This is a genomic window from Micromonospora sp. LH3U1 (assembly GCF_028475105.1).
In the GTDB taxonomy this organism is placed as follows: domain Bacteria; phylum Actinomycetota; class Actinomycetes; order Mycobacteriales; family Micromonosporaceae; genus Micromonospora.
On record NZ_CP116936.1, the window covers coordinates 2021018 to 2042527 of the forward strand.

Annotated in this window: 10 protein-coding genes and 1 pseudogene; 7 read left to right on the top strand and 4 right to left on the bottom strand. The window is 68.8% G+C overall.

The genetic code is table 11. The annotated features are described in order from the left end of the window. The first annotated feature begins 3 nt into the window (after positions 1-3). On the top strand, positions 4-1362 hold the full coding sequence (locus PCA76_RS09345; RefSeq protein ID WP_272616653.1) for an EsaB/YukD family protein: 1359 nt from the start codon (positions 4-6) through the stop codon (positions 1360-1362). Between the two features lie 18 nt (positions 1363-1380). Here PCA76_RS09345 and PCA76_RS09350 read toward each other — a convergent pair whose 3' ends face one another. Continuing rightward, entirely contained in the window at positions 1381-1902 is a 522-nt protein-coding gene (locus tag PCA76_RS09350) for a helix-turn-helix transcriptional regulator (RefSeq protein ID WP_272616654.1), read from the bottom strand. Between PCA76_RS09350 and PCA76_RS09355 the strand changes: the two genes are divergently transcribed. The 6 genes from PCA76_RS09355 to PCA76_RS09380 all read left to right on the top strand — a co-directional run bounded on the left by PCA76_RS09355 (position 1845) and on the right by PCA76_RS09380 (position 18101). After that, positions 1845-6737 (top strand): beta strand repeat-containing protein, encoded by a 4893-nt coding sequence (locus tag PCA76_RS09355; RefSeq protein ID WP_272616655.1) that lies wholly within the window; start codon positions 1845-1847, stop codon positions 6735-6737. The two genes, PCA76_RS09350 and PCA76_RS09355, sit on opposite strands and share 58 nt — an antisense overlap. A gap of 28 nt (positions 6738-6765) precedes the next feature. Next, entirely contained in the window at positions 6766-7086 is a 321-nt protein-coding gene (locus PCA76_RS09360) for a WXG100 family type VII secretion target (RefSeq protein ID WP_272616656.1), read from the top strand. Between the two features lie 23 nt (positions 7087-7109). Further along, a complete protein-coding gene (locus tag PCA76_RS09365) occupies positions 7110-7421 on the top strand; it encodes a WXG100 family type VII secretion target (protein WP_272616657.1) in 312 nt (103 codons plus the stop codon). Positions 7422-7543: 122 nt separating this feature from the next. Further along, the gene (locus PCA76_RS09370) at positions 7544-7858 is read left to right on the top strand and encodes a YbaB/EbfC family nucleoid-associated protein (RefSeq protein WP_272616658.1); all 315 of its coding nucleotides are present in this window, start codon (positions 7544-7546) and stop codon (positions 7856-7858) included. Between the two features lie 34 nt (positions 7859-7892). Next, on the top strand, positions 7893-10103 hold the full coding sequence (locus PCA76_RS09375) for a hypothetical protein (protein ID WP_272616659.1): 2211 nt from the start codon (positions 7893-7895) through the stop codon (positions 10101-10103). Between the two features lie 42 nt (positions 10104-10145). Beyond that, a complete protein-coding gene (locus PCA76_RS09380) occupies positions 10146-18101 on the top strand; it encodes a hypothetical protein (RefSeq protein WP_272616660.1) in 7956 nt (2651 codons plus the stop codon). Between the two features lie 41 nt (positions 18102-18142). Here PCA76_RS09380 and PCA76_RS09385 read toward each other — a convergent pair whose 3' ends face one another. The 3 genes and pseudogenes from PCA76_RS09385 to PCA76_RS09390 form a co-directional block, all read right to left on the bottom strand. Then, entirely contained in the window at positions 18143-18586 is a 444-nt protein-coding gene (locus PCA76_RS09385) for a hypothetical protein (protein ID WP_272616661.1), read from the bottom strand. A gap of 762 nt (positions 18587-19348) precedes the next feature. Continuing rightward, positions 19349-19468 (bottom strand): annotated as a pseudogene (locus tag PCA76_RS32810) (zf-HC2 domain-containing protein); the annotation flags it as partial. Between the two features lie 43 nt (positions 19469-19511). After that, positions 19512-21356: a S8 family serine peptidase gene (locus tag PCA76_RS09390; RefSeq protein WP_272616662.1), complete on the bottom strand. Its 1845-nt coding sequence runs from the start codon at positions 21354-21356 to the stop codon at positions 19512-19514. Between the last annotated feature and the right edge of the window lie 154 nt (positions 21357-21510).

The following is a 21510-nucleotide window of genomic DNA, read 5'->3' on the forward strand; positions in this document are numbered from 1 at the left end:
GTCATGGCCAACGAACAGACCCGCGTCACCGTGGTCGGCACCTACCGCAGCGCCGACGTCGCCCTCCCGTCGCTGAGCCCGCTCGGCGAGTTCACCGCGCGGCTCGCCGAGGTGTGCGGCCAGGACAGCAACGACCAGCTCCCACCCGTCTGGACCCTGTCGCGCCCCGACGCCGGTCCACTCGCCCTGGACACCAGCCTGTTGCAGGCCGGCGTCGTTGACGGTGAGGTGCTCTACCTCTACGACCTGGCGGGTAACCCGGTCGACGCCCCGATCGTCAAGGACATCGAGGAGATCGTTGCCGAGGAGACCGAGGAACTGCGGCTGCGCTCGGCGCATCCCGGTCCGGTGGTCATCGGCATCGGCCTGCTGTTCCTGCTGGCCGCGGCGGTGCTGGTCGGCCTGCGCTACAACGCCGACACCGGGGCGGCGATCGGGCTCACCACGGGCGGGCTCGTGCTGCTCGGAATGGCGTGGGGCGTGCGCCAGAAGGAATCGGCCACGCCGCCGCTGCTCGTCCAGCTCATGGCGCTGACCGCGGTACCGGCCATGAGCGCCGCCGGCGCCCTCATCGCGCAAGGCCTCACCTTCTCCGGCTGGGCCGGCGCCGCGATCGGCGCCAACACCGCGATGCTCATGGCCATCGCCATGCTCGGCGACGTCCTCCTCGTGGCGATCGAGCTCTCTTTCGCCGCCGGAGGCGGCCTCGTGGCGCTGACCATGGGCCTCGGAGCCGACGCCGTCGAATCCAGTGCCGTCGTCGCGGCCTTCGCCATCGGCATGCTGGCGGTGTCGCGTCGGCTGGCCGCCACCGTCACCGCCTGGGGCCAGAAGTTGCCACGCGGCCGACAGTCTTTCGCCGAGGCCACCACCGGGCTCGTGGACCGTTCCGCCTGGATCACCGCGGTCGTCATGGGCGGGCCGGTTGTCGCGCTCTGCGTCACGTTGCCGCTCTTGGCGCTCTCCGGGCGTACTCTTGCTGTCCTCCTTTCGGGGATCTGTTGCCTGGCCCTGTTCGCCCGCGGCCGGAGCGCCGCCTTCACCGCCGAGCTGTGGATGCTCGGCGTTGCGACCGCCGCCGGTGGTTTCGGCCTGCTGGCCGCGCTCGTCATGTCGATGGGCGGCGCCGCCGCGTCGGCGGTGCTCGTGGGCGTCGGGCTCACGGCAGTGCTGTTCGGCATCGGCATGAGCGTGCTGGTCCCGCCGCGCAAGCGGCACACCGGTTCCGGCCCGAAACCGCCGATCCGCCGCAGCCGCTCGGAGGTCGTCGGCGCCGGGGCTGCGATGGCGATCGCACCCCTCACGATCGGCGTCTTCGGCGCCTTCGGCCACCTGGTAATGGTGGGCCGGACGCTGTTCTGAGAAGTTCCGTCCCGATGCTCAGCGGTCCACGGGCAGGAGGTGGCCGAGTTCGATCGCGCGGCGGGTCAGCTCCGCCTTGTTGCCGGCGTTCAGTTTCGCGCGGATGCGCTTCGCGTACGTGTTCACCGTCGCCTGCGACAACCCCATCCGCGTCGCGATCTGTGAATGGGTGTAGCCCGAAGCGATCCACCGCAGCGTCTCCGCCTCGCGTGGCGCCAACGCGCCCGGCTCCTCCGCCGACACCTGGGAAAGCTCATCCGGCAGCCGATCCGCGAGACGTCGGCACAGGTAGAACCCACCCTGGATGGTCACCCGCATCGCCTCACGCACGGCGTCCTGATCCGCTTGCCGACTCACGCAGCCGCGCACGCCCGCGAGAATCGACTCCATCAGGCCGGTGCGCCCCGGCCATTCCGCGCAGACCAGCACCGGGCCGTGCGCCATTGTCCGGGTGATCAGCTTGCTCACCGTGGGCTCCGGCCGTGCCACATCCAGCACCACCAGGTCGAAACTGCCCACCAGCTCCTCGACGTCGGCCACCGCGACCTCCACCATCCGGTCCGGGTCGTCCCCGGCCAGCTTCTCGAGACCGGCGCGCCAGATCGGCTGCTCCGCCACCACAGCGACTTTGTACACGGGGCTCCTCCACGCACTTCCCCGGTGTGTCACCGGAGATCTCCCCTGAGACGTACGCGAGGGCCTCTCGGTTCGAGGACGCCGGCGACAAATGTCGGACGTCCCCGAACGGATGTCTTGTTCCCGTTCCCGGCCGGCTCATAGCCTCTGTCGCTGTCCGGACGGTCGACCGCAGGAGTGTGCCGGTGCCCACCCAGAACCTCGCCGACGGCACCGTTGTGGAATACGACGCCGAGGGCCGCCTCGTCCGCCAGGAGCTCCCCGACGGCACGGTCTTCGACCGTTTCACCTCTGATGGCAAGCCGACGCATGGGACGTTGCCGGACGCGGGTCAGGTGTCGATTTCGTACGGCGGTGATGGTGGTAGCACGTGGAGCTATGCGGACGGGACGATTGTTTCGCGTAGTGCTGATGGTGGTGTGGTTGGTCAGGTGACCGCGGATGGTGCGGTTTTTGACGCGTTCACTTCTGATGGCAAGCCGACGCATGGGACGTTGCCCGACGCGGGTCAGGTGTCGATTTCGTACGACGGTGATGGTGGCAGCACGTGGAGCTATGCCGACGGGACGATTGTTTCGCGTAGTGCTGATGGTGGTGTGGTTGGTCAGGTGACCGCGGATGGTGCGGTTTTTGACGCGTTCACTTCTGATGGCAAGCCGACGCATGGCACCCTCCCGGGTGGTGATGGTGCCGGTGCGCAGCAGGTTTCTATCTCGTATAACGGTGATGGTGGCAGCACGTGGAGCTATGCCGACGGGACGATTGTTTCGCGTAGTGCTGATGGTGGTGTGGTTGGTCAGGTCACGTCGGATGGTGCGGTCTTCGACCGTTTCACCTCTGATGGCAAGCCGACGCATGGGACGTTGCCCGACGCGGGTCAGGTGTCGATTTCGTACAACGGTGATGGTGGCAGCACGTGGAGCTATGCGGACGGGACGATTGTTTCCCGTAGTGCTGACGGTGGTGTCGTCGGTCAGGTGACCGCGGATGGTGCTGTCTTCGACGCGTTCACTTCTGATGGCAAGCCGACGCATGGCACCCTCCCGGGTGGTGATGGTGCCGGTGCGCAGCAGGTTTCTATCTCGTATAACGGTGATGGTGGTAGCACGTGGAGCTATGCGGACGGGACGATTGTTTCGCGTAGTGCTGATGGTGGTGTGGTTGGTCAGGTGACCGCGGATGGTGCGGTTTTTGACGCGTTCACTTCTGATGGCAAGCCGACGCATGGCACCCTCCCGGGTGGTGATGGTGCCGGTGCGCAGCAGGTTTCTATCTCGTATAACGGTGATGGTGGCAGCACGTGGAGCTATGCCGACGGGACGATTGTTTCGCGTAGTGCTGATGGTGGTGTGGTTGGTCAGGTCACGTCGGATGGTGCGGTCTTCGACGCGTTCACCTCTGATGGCAAGCCGACGCATGGGACGTTGCCCGACGCGGGTCAGGTGTCGATTTCGTACAACGGTGATGGTGGCAGCACGTGGAGCTATGCGGACGGGACGATTGTTTCCCGTAGTGCTGACGGTGGTGTCGTCGGTCAGGTGACCGCGGATGGTGCTGTCTTCGACGCGTTCACTTCTGATGGCAAGCCGACGCATGGCACCCTCCCGGGTGGTGATGGTGCCGGTGCGCAGCAGGTTTCTATCTCGTATAACGGTGATGGTGGCAGCACGTGGAGCTATGCCGACGGGACGATTGTTTCGCGTAGTGCTGATGGTGGTGTGGTTGGTCAGGTCACGTCGGATGGTGCGGTCTTCGACGCGTTCACTTCTGATGGCAAGCCGACGCATGGCACCCTCCCGGGTGGTGATGGTGCCGGTGCGCAGCAGGTTTCCATCTCGTACAACGGTGATGGTGGCAGCACGTGGAGCTATGCGGACGGGACGATTGTTTCCCGTAGTGCTGACGGTGGTGTCGTCGGTCAGGTGACCGCGGATGGTGCTGTCTTCGACGCGTTCACTTCTGATGGCAAGCCGACGCATGGCACCCTCCCGGGTGGTGATGGTGCCGGTGCGCAGCAGGTTTCTATCTCGTATAACGGTGATGGTGGCAGCACCTGGAGCTATGCCGACGGGACGATTGTTTCGCGTAGTGCTGATGGTGGTGTGGTTGGGCAGGTGACGTCGGATGGCGCGGTCTTCGACGCGTTCAGCGGAGACGGTAGGCCGACGCACGGGACGGTCAACGGCCAGCAGGTAACCATCAGCTACAACGCCGATGGCACGAGCACCTGGACCTACGCTGATGGGACGAGCTCGGTCCAGGATGCGGACGGCGACCCGCTCCGTCAGACCTCCGCCGACGGTGCCTCGTTCGACGCCTTCACCGCTGATGGCAGGCCCATCCATGGCACCGTCGGTGGGCAAGAGGTCAACATCGCTTACAACGCTGACGGCACGAGCACCTGGAGCTATGCCGACGGCACGGTCTCCTTGCAGAATGCCGACGGAGATCCGGTTCGCCAGACGACGGCGGACGGCGCGGTCTTCGACCGCTTCAACGATCAGGCCCGGCCGACGCACGGTACGGTCGGCGGCCAGTCGGTCGACATCTCGTATGCGGCCGACGGCGCCAGCACCTGGACCTACGACGACGGCAGCACGATCCAGCGCAACCCCGACGGTGACGTCGTGCGGCAGACGACCGCCGACGGCGCGGTGTTCGAGCGGTTCGACGCGGACGGGAAGCCGATCCAGGGCACGGTGGGCGGCCAGGCCGTCGACATCACGTACAACGGTGACGGTTCCAGCATCTACAACTTCGCCGACGGGTCCGCGGTGGAGCGCAACGCGAACGGTGACCTGATCCGGCAGCGCACGGCAGACGGCGCGGTGTTCGACAAGTTCACGTCTGACGGCAGGCCGACGCACGGCACCATGCCGGGTGCCGGTGGCGGTACGCCCCAGGACGTCGACATTTCCTACAACGGTGACGGTTCCAGCACCTACCGGTTCGACGACGGCAGCAGCGTCGATCGCAACGCCGACGGTGACGTACTGCGGATGACCACCCCCGAGGGGGCGGTGTTCGATCGGTTTACCGTGGATGGGAAGCCGACGCACGGCACGGTGGGTGGTCAGGCCGTCGATGTCGTTTATGACGGTGATGGTGGCAGCGTCTGGACGTACGGTGATGGCACCACGGTGACCCGTAATGCCGACGGTGACGTGGTGCGTCAGGTGACGGCTGATGGTGCGGTGTTCGATCGGTTTACCGTGGATGGGAAGCCGACGCACGGCACGGTGGGTGGTCAGGCCGTCGATGTCGTTTACGACGGTGATGGTGGCAGCGTCTGGACGTACGGTGATGGCACCACGGTGACCCGTAATGCCGACGGTGACGTGGTGCGTCAGGTGACGGCTGATGGTGCGGTGTTCGATCGGTTCACCGCGGATGGGAAGCCGACGCACGGCACGGTGGACGGCCAGGCCGTTGACATCGCCTACGACGGTGATGGTGGCAGCGTCTGGACGTACGGTGATGGCACCACGGTGAGCCGTAATGCCGACGGTGACGTGGTGCGTCAGGTGACGGCTGATGGTGCGGTGTTCGATCGGTTCACCGCGGATGGGAAGCCGACGCACGGCACGGTGGACGGCCAGGCCGTCGACATCGCCTACAACGGCGACGGCAGCAGCATCTGGACGTACGCGGGTGACGGCGCCAAGGTCTTTCGGAGCCCGGACGGAACTGTCGTCCGGCAGGAGTTGGCCGACGGCTCGGTCTACGACCAGTTCAACTCCGGCGGCAAGCCGACCCACGGCACCGTCGGCGGCCAGGCCGTCAGCATCAGCTACGCGAACGACGGCACCAGCATCTGGACGTACGAGGGCGACGGCACCAGGGTCCACCGCGATCCCGACGGCAACGTCACGAAGCAGATCCTGGCCGACGGGACGACGTACGACAGTTTCGACGCCGACGGGCGGCCGGTCCACGGCACGGTCCCGGCCAGGGACGGCCAGCCGGCGCAAGAGGTGTCCGTCATCTATGCCCCGGACGGGTCGAGCACCTGGAAGTACGGTGACGGCACGATTCTCAAGCGCAACGGCGCGGGTGACGTGACGTTGATGCAGTCCGGCGGTTGGACGTTCGCCGCCTTCGACTCGCAGGGCCGGCCGACCGCGGGCAAGGAGGACGACAGCGGCAACACGGTGAAGATCGTCTACGCGCAGGACGGCACCGGCGTGTGGACCTACAGTGACGGCACGATCGTCACCCGCGACGCCAACGGCGATGTGAAGACGATGCAGTCGAACGGCTGGACCTACGACGAGTTCGACGCTGGCGGTCGCCCGACGCACGGGTACGACGGCAAGGGCAACACGGTCGACATCACGTACAAGGCCGACGGGATCATCGAGTCGAAGTTCGGCGACGGCACCGTGGTTGGTACCGACAAGGACGGCAAGCCGATCTACCAGATCGTCAACGGGGAGCGGGCGGACTACGCCATCGAGATCCCGAAGCTCGGCGCCGCGATCAAGACGATCGCGGGGGAGCGGGACCTCATCGAGAGCAATCTCAAAACCCTGAAGTCGTTCTTCGAGGACATGATCGGCACCGTCTGGGTGAGCCCGTCCGGAGCCAAGTACCAGGAACTCGTCAAGGACATGGGCAAGTTGACGACCGACACCAAGGGCCTACTGGACGACGCGATCCTGGCGATGCAGAAGTCGTACGACAACTACGTCGGCGCCGAGGGAACGAACACCCAGAACATGACGAACACCAAGTCCTGACAGACAAGAGCCGACGGAAGGAATGGCAATGGACCACATTCTCGTAACACCGGAGATGATTTCCGACGCGGCGGTGAGCTGCGACAGCACCGCTTCCGACATCGATGGCGAGTTGGCGGCGCTGCGCTCGTACGTCGTGAACCTCCAAGCGACCTGGCACGGTGTGGCGTCGGATCAGTTCAACATCCTGATGCACGACTTCGACGTGTTCGGCAAGATGCTGCACGACGCGCTCACCGACATCGCGTCCGGCCTGCGTGGCAACTTCACCAACTACGTCGACGCGGAGCAGGCCAACGTCGCCAGCCTGGTCGCGGTCAACGGCGACATCCCCGGCGCCCGCCTCTAAAGACCCAGGATCAGGAGCGAACCATGGCAGACCCCACCACCAGCAACCTTCGCGTCCCCGCGGAGCTTGAGCTCGCCGGCCAGCAGCTCAACACCAAGGCGACTGAGATCGTCGGTCAGCTGGATTCTCTCATCGGCAAGCTGGTACCCCTGCAGGACACCTGGGAGGGCCCCGCGCAGTCGTACTACCAGGGCCTGCAGAACGAGTGGAACGTTGCCGCGGACGGCCTCTTCGGCCCGACCGGCGTGCTGGGTCAGATCGCCGCGGCGATGAACGTGTCGTGGAACAACTACGCCGACAGCGAGTGGGCCAACGTGCGTACCTGGAAAAACTGAGCCCGACGCGAGGCCGCCGCCGGGATCCGGCGGCGGCCTTCGCATGTCCCCCTTCGGGGACCTGGCAGCTGATCCCGCGTCTCGTGGGAGCGTGCCGTGAACCTTGCCGAAGGAGGAACGTGATGGCGTCGAACGAGCTGGATCTGATGCTTGAGCGGGCGCGGACAGTCTCGGAGCAGATGGCGAGCATGCGGGACCGCCTGACCGAAAGTGAGGTCGTCGGCACCTCCCATGACGGTGCGGTGGCCGTGACCATGACCGCGAATGCCGAGTTCCGCAACGTTCGGCTCGCCCCCGACCTGCTGGAGCGCGGCGGCCACGAGGAGATCGAGGAACTCGTGCTGGAGGCCCTCAAGGACGCCGGTGCGCAGCTGCGCCAACTGACTGAGCAGCGAATGGGTCAACTGACCGAGGCGCTCTCGGTGCTCGGCCAGTAGCGGCGAAAGAAGGGCAGCGGAGGGGAAGACCGGCATGGGTGTGCTCGAAGACTGTCTCCAGTTCTTCAACGTCGCGGGTCCGGGCAAGGTGCTGCTACGGACCGGCTCGGCGGCGGCGCCGCTGGACGCGCGACTGACCGACCTGATCGCAACGACGGTGACCTCCGGCGATGTGTCGGTCTTTCTGCCGATCGACCAGGCGCCGTCGGCCGGCGTACGCGATCACCTGCGCGGCCTTGTGAACAAGGGCTTGGACGTGGTGGTGGCGTTGGTCGATTCTGGGACCGCGACGCTGGTCACCGACCCCGAGACGCTGCTCAACGTGCAGAGTGACCTCGGTGTGGCGCTGCACGCGCCGCTGGACGCCGTCGCGCTGGGCCGGTTGCCGGAGGAGCGGATCTTCGCGTCCGGTCCGGACGGCCGGGAGGCCCCGGTCGGCGCGTTTGCCGAGACCTACCGGCTCATGCCGGAAAGCACCACGGCTCAGCGGACCGCCCTGGAGAACCTGGAGACGTCGCTGGTCCCGGCGTCGATCGAGCGGTTGGGGGAGTGGCTGGCGAACAATCCGGCACCTGCCGGCTCCTGGCCGGGCGACCTCTCCACTGTCGCCGCCGCCCACTACGCCCTCTTCGACGCGCTGCCCGGCGGCGAGATCGATCGGCTGCTGGACTCGCCCCGCCCGGTCTCGCTCGGCATGCTCGAGGACCTGCTGCAGAGCCGGCTGACGCACCTGGGCGCGGACACGGTGTGGTCCGAGGTGGCCGAGGGACGCGCCGCCGCGGCGCTGATCAACGGCTGGGCTGACGGCGACGCGCACCCGCGCGCCTTCTGGCTCGTCCGCTCTCCGGCCGACGGGCAGATGTACTGGGCGGACCCGCTGACGCACGGAACTCTCCTGCCCGCCCACCCGGACGGCTCTCTGAACGAGCACACCGCGATCCTGGAGCGACAGCAGTCCACGGCGCTGCTGGTCGACAATCTCGGCAACCCGTACATGCCGGTGCTCGAGGCCGCGACCGAGACCGCACCGCTCGTCTCCATGCACGCCCGGCCGCAGGGGGAGTCGCTGCTCGTCGGCGCCTGGCCGGAGGGCGCCCGCACGGCCATCCGCCGGCAGATCCTTGAGGTGGTCGGCGGCTACGACGGTCCGGTTATCGCCGTGGACGTACGTCGAGGGCGGCCCCTCGACGGACGATCCACTCTGGACGGCGAGCTGAAGACGGCACTGAACGAGTCGCTGAAGCGTTCCGCCGGACCCCCGGTCGTGGTGGCGACCGAGCACAACGACGACCTCATGTGGTTGGTCCGCAACCAGTACGGCGGTGTGACGGTCGTGCCGAGCACCAACAAGCTCGGCGATCTCGAGGGCTGGACGGTGCACGGCGAGGGCCTGCCGGAGCACTACTCGGTGTTGTCCAGCGGCGCCCTCGACCACGCAGGTCAGCTTGCCTCCAGGACGCCCGTGGCGCAGGCGCCTCAGGCGCTGCGCGAATTTCTCGCGTCGCCGAGCTGGCCGGACGCCGAACGCTACATCCGGGAGAACCGGGTCGAGCTGCTGATGCCGGAGTCGCTCGACGCCATGCGGGCGCTTGTCGACACGTACCGGACGCGGGCCACGGCCGTCGGCCCCGACGGTCTCCTGCTCAAGGACCACCCGTTCTTCGTGCCGGATCGAGCGCTGCCGGCGTTCGGCGTCGTACTGGAGGTGGCATCGCGCGCGTCCACCGACCTCCATGCCGCGCCGATCGCCCCGACGGACCCTTCGCTGCTGGCCGAGCGGGTGCCGCAGGCGACGCCCACTGACGAGTCGCTGCTCTTCGGCTATCTCAGCAACCGGCCGGTGCTCGGGTCGCAGGGCCCCTTCCAGGACGGTCTGCTGTGGCTGCGTCAGCTCGTCCAGGCGATGCTCGACGAGGGCGTCACCCGGCTCGCCCCCGGCGCCGTCCTCGACGTGCTGGCCGGCAAGGGCGAGCTGGAGGGGGAGCGGGCCGCGCGTAAGCCGGGCGCACCCGAGTTGTACCGCGCGCACGCCACCGTCACCGAGGCGCTCCTGCGCACCATCGACCCGGATCGCTGGGGCGGCGGCGTCTCGCCGCACGACCTGGTCACCGCTATCGACTGCCTGACCGGCCAGGACCGGGTCGGCTGGCACTACATCATCAAGCAGGAGGTGCAGCCGCGTGTCCCGGCCTCCGCGCAGGAAGACCTCAGGCACCTCCTTGAGGACATCGCCACCTGCTACTGACACACGGATCCGGCACCACGACCTTTGGCAGGAGTACGCCTGATGGCTGGCAACATTCCGGCGATCTGTCTCGAGGGCTACACCCCCGTCCCCTCGGGCCTGCACCTCGGCATCGACCCCACCGCCGAGGTTCCCACCCGGGTGCTCGAAGCGCCGGAGCTGCCCGGCATCGTCCAGGTGCACCTCGGTGACGGTTCCCTGGGCGCCACCCGCATCGGTGACGCCCTGGCCCGGGAGCACGTGGGGACTATCGCCCGGATGGTGCAGACCCTCGCCCCGGATGTGACGAGGTCGGTCACCCGTGCCGGGGTCGACGCCTGGACGGGGCTCGGGCTCCCCGTGCGGCTGCCCGGCCGTACGGACCTGCTCGATCCAGCCGATCAGTACGTGCTGCCGGTCGACGCCGCCGGCGGGGTGACGGATCCGCTCCTCGCGACGGGCGTGGTCGTGCTGCCGAAGCAGCACCTCGCGGATACCCTCACCACTGCGGTCCGCACCGGTGTCGGGCCGGTTCACCCCGCGATGTCCGGGCAACTGCGCTTCGACGGCGACGTCGCCTGGATCGGCCTACCTGCCGCGATGGTGAACCCCCGCCACGCCGACCTCACCGAGGTACCCCCCACCGGCGAGACCGGCCGGGTCACCAGCTTCCCGGCCCTGCTCACCCACCTCGAGACGCTGCGGCCGGGGGAGCGGGCCGTCGTGGACGTGACCTCCGCAGCCGGGGCGCCGCCGCAGGCCTACCACGTGATCGCGGCCGCTGACGGCCTGTCCGTGCTGCGGTTCTCCGGCGGGACCGCTACCGCCGAGCCGCTTCCCCGCACCTTCGACACGATGACAGTCACCATGCCGGGGCAGCTCGGCCGTTCGGCGGCCAGCCTCGCCACGCTTGTCGCGCAGCTGCCGCCGATCAACCTGGCCGACCTCGCCGCCTGCGTCACCGGCGTCCGCAACCTCGCCCGTGATCTGTACGGCAGTGTCCGCACCGGGCAGGCTGCCGACGACCTGGCCACGCTCCCCGGCACGCTGACCCGTTCCCCCGACCCGTCGCCCGACCCCTTCGCCGCGGTGACCGACAGGCAGTGGGGCGCGTTCGACTCGCTGTCGACCGTGTCGCAGGCACTGCGCGGCGCGCCGACGGGGAGCCGGGGAGCGACGGTGTTCGCCCTGGTGGGGCGTCCCGGCTCGATCGGCCACGCGGTGGCCTTCCGAGACACCGCCGACGGTCTGCGCGCTGTCGATTTTCGGGCCGGTGAGGTGGGCAGGGTCCGTCCCGCCGACGAGGTCGCCAGCGACCTCGTCGACGCGCGCATGCTGCTCGTGGACGGCAACGGACAGGTCACCGCTGTCGCGACCGCGGTGGAGTCGGCGTCGACGGTGCGGGCGCTGGTCGACTCCGGCCTCGTCGGCCCCGACGGCGTCCGTTACGCGGGCCGGCAGTCGACGAAACACGGCAAGAGCAGCGGCAGCGGTGGCCGGGAAGACAACGGCGGCGGTGACCGTAACAAGCGGCGGCACGAGTCCGACAGCGACGGGCAGAAGGCCCCCACCAAGCGTCCGGCGACAGTCGACGCCAATGTCATGGCGCAGATCCGGACCATTCTGACCCGCTTCTCCCTGGACTTCGGCAGGCTGCCGCAGCAGGGTCGCTCGACGGACCAGGTGAACTTCCGGTATGCCCGCTCCTACAAGAACTCCGCAGCCGATGCGGTTGGCCAGTCGCTGCGGCACCTGTCACTGGCGCTCTACGACGCCGGACAACAACTGCGCGACGCGAACAGGGCCACCATCGCGTCCAGCGACCGCGACTTCGAAATGCAGTCGATGATCATCAACGGCCGGCTGGTCATCGCCTCGAACAGCGACACGACGACGCGGCTGCTGGGCGAGCGGGCCAGCAGCCTGCCCCGACACCCGATCCGCACCCTGATCCACGAACGTGGTCGGGCCCGTTACAAGGGACAGGAGCGCATCGAGGCGCAACGCCGTCTCACCGACGCGGTCGGCAAGCTCGACGGGTCCGCCGACGTGGCAGGTTCGCGCCCCGCGAACGCGGTCACCGACATCCTCTCCTCCGAGGGGCGGACGGTGACGGTGGACGCGTCGGACCGCGAGGCGGTCCGAAACGCGCTCACCTCGCCGGACTTCCGGAACGCGATCATTCTCCTCCGGCACAGCCCCGAGCCCAACATGCACGCTGAACAGAAGCTCATGGTCGCTGTCGACCGATCCGGGCTGACCCGCGAGACGATCCGTGGCGACTTCGCGATCCATGGGCGTATGCGGCCCTGTCTCGCCTGCCTGCTCGGCTTGGAGCACCTGAACGGCACGCACGGCGTCCAGCACAACACCAATCCGGGTGCGGCCTACGATGCGGCCTTCGAGAGCTTGCTGCGTCACCGGCCACAGGTCGCCACCGATCCACATCAGCCGCAGGCGCAGGGGCACTGGGTGCTGAGCCGGCTCGAGGAAATGCTCGGCGGGGACTTCCGGACCAACTACTCCGCCTGGTCCAACGAGCAGGCGCCGGAGGGGTCCGTCCAAGGCCCCGAACCGCAGTACGGCCTACAGAGCGTGGGGGAGCGGCCACACGACCGCCGCAACTACGAGACCCCGTCGACAAGCGGTGACGAGCGCACGTTCGTGGATTTCGAGCCGACCATGGCCGGTGACATCCGCACCGTACGCCAGGACCTGCGCAACGACCCGGACGCGCTGCGGCTCAGGGAGCTGAGCGAGCAGTATGTGGCCACCCGCAAGACGAACACCCAGCTACCGCGCGAATGGACCGAGATCGTCCGGCGGCTCAACACACGTCTGGAGAACGCCCGGGCGATCAGCGAGTACACGCCCGGGATCAGTGAGGCCACCGTCTCCAAGCACGCCAAGCAGGCTGAGCGGCTGCTCCAGGCTTCCGGCGGTGACCTCACGCCCGCCGTCGAGGAAGCACTCTGGCAGGAACTGCGGGACGTGATCCCGAGCGAATGGCGCAATGATTCGACGCGCCGCAAGCCCAAGAACGTCACGCCGGCGATGAGGCAGATTCTGGCCCAGATGAAGGCCTGGGGCGTCAAGGCCGCCCAGGCCGGCAAGAGTGCCGAACTCGGCCTCTCGGGGACCTCGGCCACCCGGCTCTGGGGCGACCTTCCCGACGTCGAGCGGCGGACGCCGACGGCGCTGCGGGAGGACACCACCGCCGCCCCGGTGGCCCAGGGAGGGCTGAGCACCACCCTGGCCTACCGTCCCGCCCCGAGCGCGTCCGAGATCGCCGCCCAGGAGCGGTTCGAGCGGCAGCTCACCGACTTCTACGAGGTCGACGGTATCCGCTGGTACGAGTGGGAGGGCCAGTACTACCAGCACGTGGTCGGCACCACCGGCCAGATGGAGTCTCGATGGGCCACCAGCGCACAGGCTGCCCGGATCCGCCTGGTCCTTGATGGCCAACAGGCGGAGTCGTCAGCCATGGGGGCGGCCCGGTTCGGCAGCGCTTCCGGCTCGGGCTCCGCTACCGGTAACGGCTCCGGCTACGCCCGGGCCTTCCCGGCTACCCCCGTCAGCGCCGGTCGCGGGCCGGTGACCACCGCCTCTTCCGGCCTGCGCATGACGGCGCAGCCGGTCACCGCGTCGCCGCGCCAGGTGTCGGAGCCGTCGAGCGTGCGAGACACGACGGCCGACACCGGGTATGTCGCCGGTTCCGACACCAGCTCCGAGCACGGCGGTACCGCCACGACCGGGCCTGTCGCCACTCAACAGGCCCCCCAGGCCCCGGCGCCGCAGTATGTCCGGGGCCGCGACTACTACGTCGGCGACAACTGGGTCGCCCGCGGCCCGCAGGCGAACGCGTGGGAGCAGACTTACACCCGCCCCGACCGTCCCGGTCGGCGTTATCGGCCGATCCTGGGCAGGAGCAACTATTATCAGCTGCGCGAGAGCGGGAGCAATCAGTGGCAGCTCTTCAAGGTCGGCAAGAGCGGCAATTACTTCGTCAAGCACCTCGCCGCCCCGGTCACCACGTTGGAGCCGCTGATCGGCGAGCCCACCACGACACCTCTGGCGCAGGGCAACGGAGTGGTGTTCGGTGTGCCCGGGTCGGAAATCGTTCGGGAACTGTCGGATGTGCGGCTGCCGGAGGGCGGTTTCGTCGTCCTCGGAGAGGGCTACCGCAACGATGCCGGCGACACCGTTCGTGGCGGCATCCGCAGCAGTGGCACCGCCTACGCCACGGCCGGCACGATCAGCGCGCAGATCCCGGCGGGCACGGCCGCGGCCGACATCATCGCCTGCGAGATCGTCAGCACCGGGACGCTGCGGGAGCTGTTCCGGCAACGGCCCGAGATGACAGTCGTGGGTGCCGACACCGAGGTTTTCGTCGTGCAGGCGCCGGAGGGCTCCACCGCGCCGGCGAAGGTTTTCACGGCCGAGACCGTCTGGGTGGACGGACGGCCCCAGCTGGTGCAGACCGGCGCGAACCAGTTCCGGGCCTACCGACCGGGCATGTCGCCCGACGCGGAACCGGAGGCGCTCGGCCACTATCTGCCGGGCACCGGCGTGCCGACCAGGGAGGAGATGGCCCGTGCGGTGGAGGCATCGCGGGCCTTCCACCAGTTGCCCTCGGGCGTCGCGCTGCACCTCGGCCCGTCGCAGTCCCCGGTCGACCAGATCGTACGGACCTTGACGACCATCGGGTTGGAGGACCCGAAGCCGGGCTTGAAGCGAGCCCGGCCGCTGGTCGACGACAACAGTGTCTTCAACCGCGACCTGCGCGCGCTGCTGGAGCGGCAGATCGACCACGGTGAGCACCTTGCCGGCTCCCTGAAGAACCTCGGCAAGCTGGGCTTCGTCAAGGCGACGCTGGACGACCGCCTGCATGTGCGCAAACACCGCATTGAACTGCACCGTGCGATCAGCGGCCTGCGCGGGGCGCTCGCGAGCATTCCCGCTCCCCGCACCGGCGCCACCGTCAACCCGGTGCTGGACCAGCGGGCGGCCGAGGAACGGGCCGCGGACATCGCCGGAGCGATCGAGGGCTACGCGCACGTCGCGGAGGAGATCGCGAAGCACATGCGCGAACTCGTCACCGACGCTGCGGTGAAGGCCGCCGTGCGAGGCGAGGCCAGCAACACCAGGAAGGCCCTGGAACAGGTGATCGGCATGGTCGAGGGCTCGCTTGGATGGACCGCCAGCGTCTTCGTGCCCACCGGACTGGCCGCGGTGCCGGCGGCGGTCGGTTTCGTCGGCAAGGGTGCCGGCATCATCGCCCTGCGGGAGTTCGAGAAGTACCAGGCGAACGAGTTCCAGAAGAAGAACAGCAGCACGAAAGCGCTCCTGCTGGCGGACATCCAGCCTGCCCTCATGGCGAAATCCATCGCCGCCTCGTACCAGAGGGGCTTCGAGCTCTTCCTGGCGGCGGCGGGCTTCGCCGGCGCCTACGTCCCGGGCTGGCCGGTGATCTCCGCAGGTCTCACCAAGATCTTCAAGGGCTTCTTCGAGGAACGCGCCAAGATGCTCGAGAAGCAGATCGCCGAGATGAAGGCGGCTCAGCACGGGGCGACGATCCCGGAAAAGGAGATCTACCGCCGGCTCGGCGATCGGCTCTGGACGGAGCTACGTAACGAACTCAAGCTGAAGCTCAAGAACGTCGGCACCGTCCAGCAGATCGTCACCGCCGCCAAGGGCGAGCCGGAGTTGATGGGCCTGATCAACATCGGCACCGACTTCGCCGTCCAGCTCGGCCTTGGCGTGGTGTTCACCCTGTTCCCGCCGAAACCCGCCGTGAAGATCGACGGTGAGGACCTGCGCAATGTCATTCTGGACGTGATCGGCAACCGGAACCCGGCCGACAAGATCGTTCCGTCGACCTCCACCGCCCTGGTGCCGGACGAGGCCATACCCGCCTCGGTGCCGCAGACCGACGCGCGTGGACGGTCGATTCTCGCTTACAAGGCGTCGAAGTCGAAGCCGGATGCGCCCTACGTGAAGATCAACGTGCACGGCACCAACCTCTGGGGCACTCTCGCCGGCACGCGTTTCACGCCGCAGGAGCCGGACGCGGGCGCGTTCGTGCCCAGGGAGACCTGGCGCGACCGGGTGATCGGTAACGACCACTACATCGAAACGGTACGCGACCCCGACACCGGAAGCGTCGGACAGAGCACGCGGGTGGACGGAACGTGGCACAAACCGTGGGCGGACAAGTACCACTACCTGTTCGTGCATTCCGAGGACGGAACGTGGGAGTGGGCGCACGCCTTCTCGCCGACCGGCCGGCTCGACAGCGACGAGTTCAGCCTCAGAGCCGAGTTGGAGCGCAACCAGCAGTGGCTCAAGCCCTTCACGTTCGAGCCGCCCGCGGCGCTCGCCGTCGACTTCGGGGCGCGCAAACTCGAGCCGACGCTGAACTCGGGGGCGCTGCGGCAATTCGTCGACAACGTCGCGTGGAAGGCCGCGGATCTGTCGCGCACCTACGGGCCGCGCGTTCCCCTGAAGATCCACGTAGAGGGTGGGAGCAACGGCCACAACGCGCTGCGAGCCGGAATCGACAAGCTCAACGGCCTACCGGAGCAGGCCGTCGGCGCCGGTCTGACGCGTGCCGAGGCGGTACGTGCGCCGCTCGTAACCATGTTGGGCGAAGCGCTCGGCCGCTTCCGCTACCTGCACCCGGGGCAGGCCGACCAGCTGCCCAACGCCGAGGATCTGGTCGCCTCGGCGTCGACCCGCGGCTCGCGGTTGGACGCCTCGAAGCTGCCCGACGGCCTGCTGAAGCAGGACGCTGGTCTCGACGACGACGCCCTCCACCGGCAGACCCGGGTGTGGTTCGAAGAGCTCACTGTCGCCGTGCCGGGTTCGCCCGCGTCGGCGCAGGGCAGCCTCGGCTCCTCTTTCCACGAGTCCGACCTGGATGCCAAGCCGAACTGGCTGGTTGACGCCCAGGAGAAGATGCCGCACCCGCAGAATGCCCCGGCGAACCTGGTCAGCGACACCGGCGCCCTGGTCGCCAAGGGCGCGCCGCCCCGAGATCTGCTCAAACTGGCCGAGAACAATCCGGGGCAGGTCTACTTCTGGCTCAGCACAACGGCCCGCCAGGCCCCCACATCGACGCAGATCACCGAACTCAATGAGGTGCTCGAACAGTTCGCGCAGGGCCGCACCCAGGTCACGGTCTTCACGAAGGGCGTGGTCAGCGACGAGCTGCTCGATGCGATCGCACCCTACGGCGGCGCACTGGTCAACTCGGCGCCGGCCGCCGCCGGTGGGCTCAGCGTCAGCCTGGACAATCCCTGGCACGTCCAGCCCGCGGATCGCACGGTGCCCCGTAGCCAGCGCCCCGACCAGCCCAGCCCCAAGCTCGACGACAAGCTGGCGGGAGCCGTCGCGAAGCTGCACCGGGACCCGGGGATCCCACGCGCCGACGAGGAGTTCGGCGAGTTCGTCTGGGGTGGCCTGTCCGTACGCGAACAGTACGACCGTCTCCGGTCGGCACCCGCGACCTATCTCACCCAGGCCAACAAGGCGCTGGCCGAGGGGATGGCGCAGCGGGTCAAGACCAGCATGCGAGCCGGCATCGTGGACCCGCTGCTGACGTTCGGTGCCGAGACCGACGTGGTGCCGCGCTACCACGAGGCGACCATGGAGGAACGCCCGAAGGCGGTGATCTCGAGCGTCTACGAGTTGGCAGATGCGGGGGTCAAGGCCGACGTCCCGATCACCGAGAAGTTCCAGACGCTCGTCGAGGCTACCGGCCGCGGCGCGACCGACGTCAGCGCGCGTAACCAGTTCGACTTCACCTCGGCACTGCTCAAGGCTGTCGACCTGGCCCGTGCCGGGCAGTTCACCAACGTCGCGGCGTGGGTCGCCGAGAACAAGCCACGCCTCGACGCCACGATGAAGCGCACCTGGGTCGACGCGCTGGGCGACGTCATCAAGGATCTGGGTAGCGCCGGGAAGGCGGGCGAGGCGCAGCAGCTCGAACGTGTCCTCGGAGCTGTCTACGACTGTTGATCGGCGGGGTCCGGGCCGTCACGCTGCGGCTCGGACCCCGGTCAGCTGCCGTTCGGCCCGAGGTTCGCGCCCTCGCTCTTCGACAGGTACACCGTCACCACTGTGGTGCGGTCACTGCGTAGCACCACGAAGTGCGAGACGTCGGCGATCGCGACTGGCGCCGTGCCGGCGACCTCCTGCACCTTGCCGGCCCCGCCAGTCCAGTTGACCACGGGCCACCGAGTGCCGTCGAGGCTGTAGCCGTACAGCCGGTAGCCGACATCCTTCTGCAGGCCGGTCACTGTCGCCCGCACCTGCACCGACCCGTTCACCTGGGTAAGCGATACCGCCAACTCGGCGTGACTGTCCACATCCGTCGCCGATGCCGCGGCGCTGACGACGATCGGCACGCCGGGTGCGGTCGACTCATTGCCGTCGCGCAGCAGCGCCCCCACGGCCAGACCCCCCAGCGTCACAGTGGTGGCCAGCATCCCGATGGAGGTCACCAACGCTCGCGTACGCCCGGCTGGCCGGGGCTGACCGACCACCGCGGGCGTGGGTGTAGCGGGCGCAGGCGACTCGGCGGCGGGAGCAGCGTCGACCACAGGCGCGGGCCGCGCACCCGGAGCGACAGTCGCGGCGGGCGCGGGCCCAACGGCCGGAAGCGACGGCCGGGGCCGCGACACACGCGTCGCCGGGGCGGTCGGGCTCGGTGCCGGGCGCGCGGCAACGGCAGCTGACGGCAGGGGAGGCGCGGCGGGCATGCCGGCAGGCGATGGGGCAGGTCGGCCCGGTGATGGTGCGGGCAGGCCAGGTGACGAGGCGGGCAGGCCAGCAGCCGGCGGGGCGGATCGGGCAGGCGGCGTGGCAGAGCCGTGGCGCCCGGTCGGTTCGGGGGCAGGCGCGGAAGGCGGCGGCGTCGACGTGCTGTGCGGGGATCCTGTCGCCGCACGGTGTCCCGGCGCCACAGGCGAACCGGCCGGTGCGGTAGCGGACCGCGCTTCGGGCGCAGCGGCGACGGCTGGAGGGCTTGCGGCAGGTGTGTCCGCCGCCTCGACGCGACCGAGCCGGTGCGTCCAGGGCAGACGCCGCGGGCGACGGGACTCGTCCCCCGGTTCCTCGATCGGCGCGAAGTGCTCCGGGAACGCCGGCGGTGTTGCGGTGCCGAGGGCCCCGTACGCGTTGACAAGCGTCTCCCGCTCGTCGGTCAGCAGCGCCAGCACACCGAGCACCTCGCACAGCCGGTCCGCCTCGACGCGGCACGCGGCGCACGCGTCGAGGTGCTCACGTACCCGCGCGGAGAACGTCTCGTCGAGCACGTCGAGGTGATAAAGGCCCAGCAACTCCTCGACGTGCCCGGCATCGTCGACCACCCGCCTCACATCCACGGTTCGCTTACTGCCTGTCGTGGGCCTCCAGGCATGGCGGTCGTCATTCCGCGCTCTTGTCCGACTTCGCTCCCACCGATGCCTCGCGGTCCGCCGTCGACGCTTGTGGAGTGCCCGTGCCCCGCTCGGACGAACCGGGCGAGACCGGGACGCCGGCCTTCGCCTCGGGATTGAACGAGGTCGGAGTTGGTGAGGTCGGCATCGCGGGGTCGCCGTCCCTCGTACCCGGCCGTGCTCCCGGGGTGATGTGGGCCGTGTCCCGCTGGGCGCTCGGCCTGACCGCTGGCGGACGCGTGGCAGGCGGCGGAGTGTCGTCGCCGGCCGGCGGCTCGACGGCCTCCTCCTCGGGCACCGCCTCGTCCCGCAGCAGCCGGCGGATGCGGACGACCAGCAGGACTGCCGCGGCAAGGGCGACAAGCGTCACCACGATGAGCAGGGCTGACCGGCCGCCGGTGGCTCCGGAGGTGATCCGGGCGAGACTCTGCTCGTCGGATTCGGGGGACACGGCCTCCTCCGGCAGCACCTTGGTCACCGACTCGGCCGGATTGATCATTCCCGCGCCGAAGCGGCCGTCGAGGGCGGTTCCGCTGCCGATCTTGTCGGCGGTCGCCTGGAGCCGGTGGGCGACCTGCTGAGCGGTCAACTCCGGGTACGCGCTCCGGACGAGTGCGGCGGTGCCCGCGACGAAGGCCACGGCGTAGTGGGTGCCGCTGCCCGTCATCGAGCCGGTACCGGTGATGCCGGTGCTGGTGACGTTGACGCCCGGCGCCACGACGTCCACGCCGCCCTTGCGGTAGTCGTCGGCGCCCTGGCCGTCCACGCCCACCCCGCCGACGCGCAGTCGGCCGTCGCCGGTCGCGGCGTCCGCCTCAGCCGGGGTCGAACGGCGGGCGGCGCCGAGTACGACGACGACGTCGTGCTTCAGCGCGTCCGCGATGGCGTCCGCGACGCCCTTGTCGGCGGCGTCCACGTAGGGTCCGAGCGCGATGACTGTGGCGCCGGCCCCGATGGCCGCGTTGATTCCGGCGGCGGCGTCGGCGGCCCGCACCTTCGTGCTGGTGTCCGCTATCCGGATCGGCAGGACCGTGGAGTCCGGCGCAACCCCTGTGATACCGCCACCGGAGCCGGGCTGTGCGGCGATGAGCCCGGCCATGGCGGTCCCGGTGCCGAGACAGTCAGTGTCACCACGGCCGCTACCGGTGACGATGTCCGAGCCGACGGCGACGTGCCCGGTCAGCTGCGGCAGGCTGCCGTCCGCGCCGGAATCGACAACCGCGACGAGCTGACCCTTGCCCCGGCTCTGCGGCCAGGCCTGGTCGGCGGCGAGCCGTAGCTGGGCCCAGCTGGAGGTGCTGCTGGACGCGGCAGCGGTCGCACACGGCCCTCCCTTGCCGTTCTTGCTCGTCTGGCCGCCTTTCGACGGGCTCTTGGCCGGCGTGGGCGTGGTGGTCCCCGTCGCGGTCCCGCCGGCCGGGGGGGCCTTACGGGATGCCGATGGCGTGGGCGTCACCCCCGGCTTGGGGATCACTGTGGCCGTCGGCGACTTGTCGGGCAGTACGCCGTACTGCACGCCGCCGCCGACGGCGTCCCAGGGCAGGATCAGGATCCAGCCGGCGTTGAGCCTCGCCGGGTCCACGAGTACGCCGCCGTCGGGCTGTGGCCGTCCGGAGTTGAGGTTGAACAACTCGGGGGAGCGGGCACTGTCGCCGACAAAGCGCTCGGCGATCTCGCTGAGGTTCTCCTTCGCGCCGTTCTGCGACGAGGTCACCGTGTAGTACTTCACGTAATCCTCGTCGGCGTGCGCGGCGGTCGCGGTGAGGCTGAGCAGCGCTACCACCGCGCTCACGGCCAAGCCCGCACGAAGTGCCGATCGAGTGATCAAGGACATGCGTCTCACCTTTGTCGTAGCCGTCCGGGATTGAACCGGATGGTGTCGCCGGGCATCTCAGGGACCGGCTCATCTTCCGGGGCGTACCTATGCAATTTCGGCATCTACAGCACTGGCGACGGCGCTTCCGACCCACTTGCCGGTCACCGGCGGG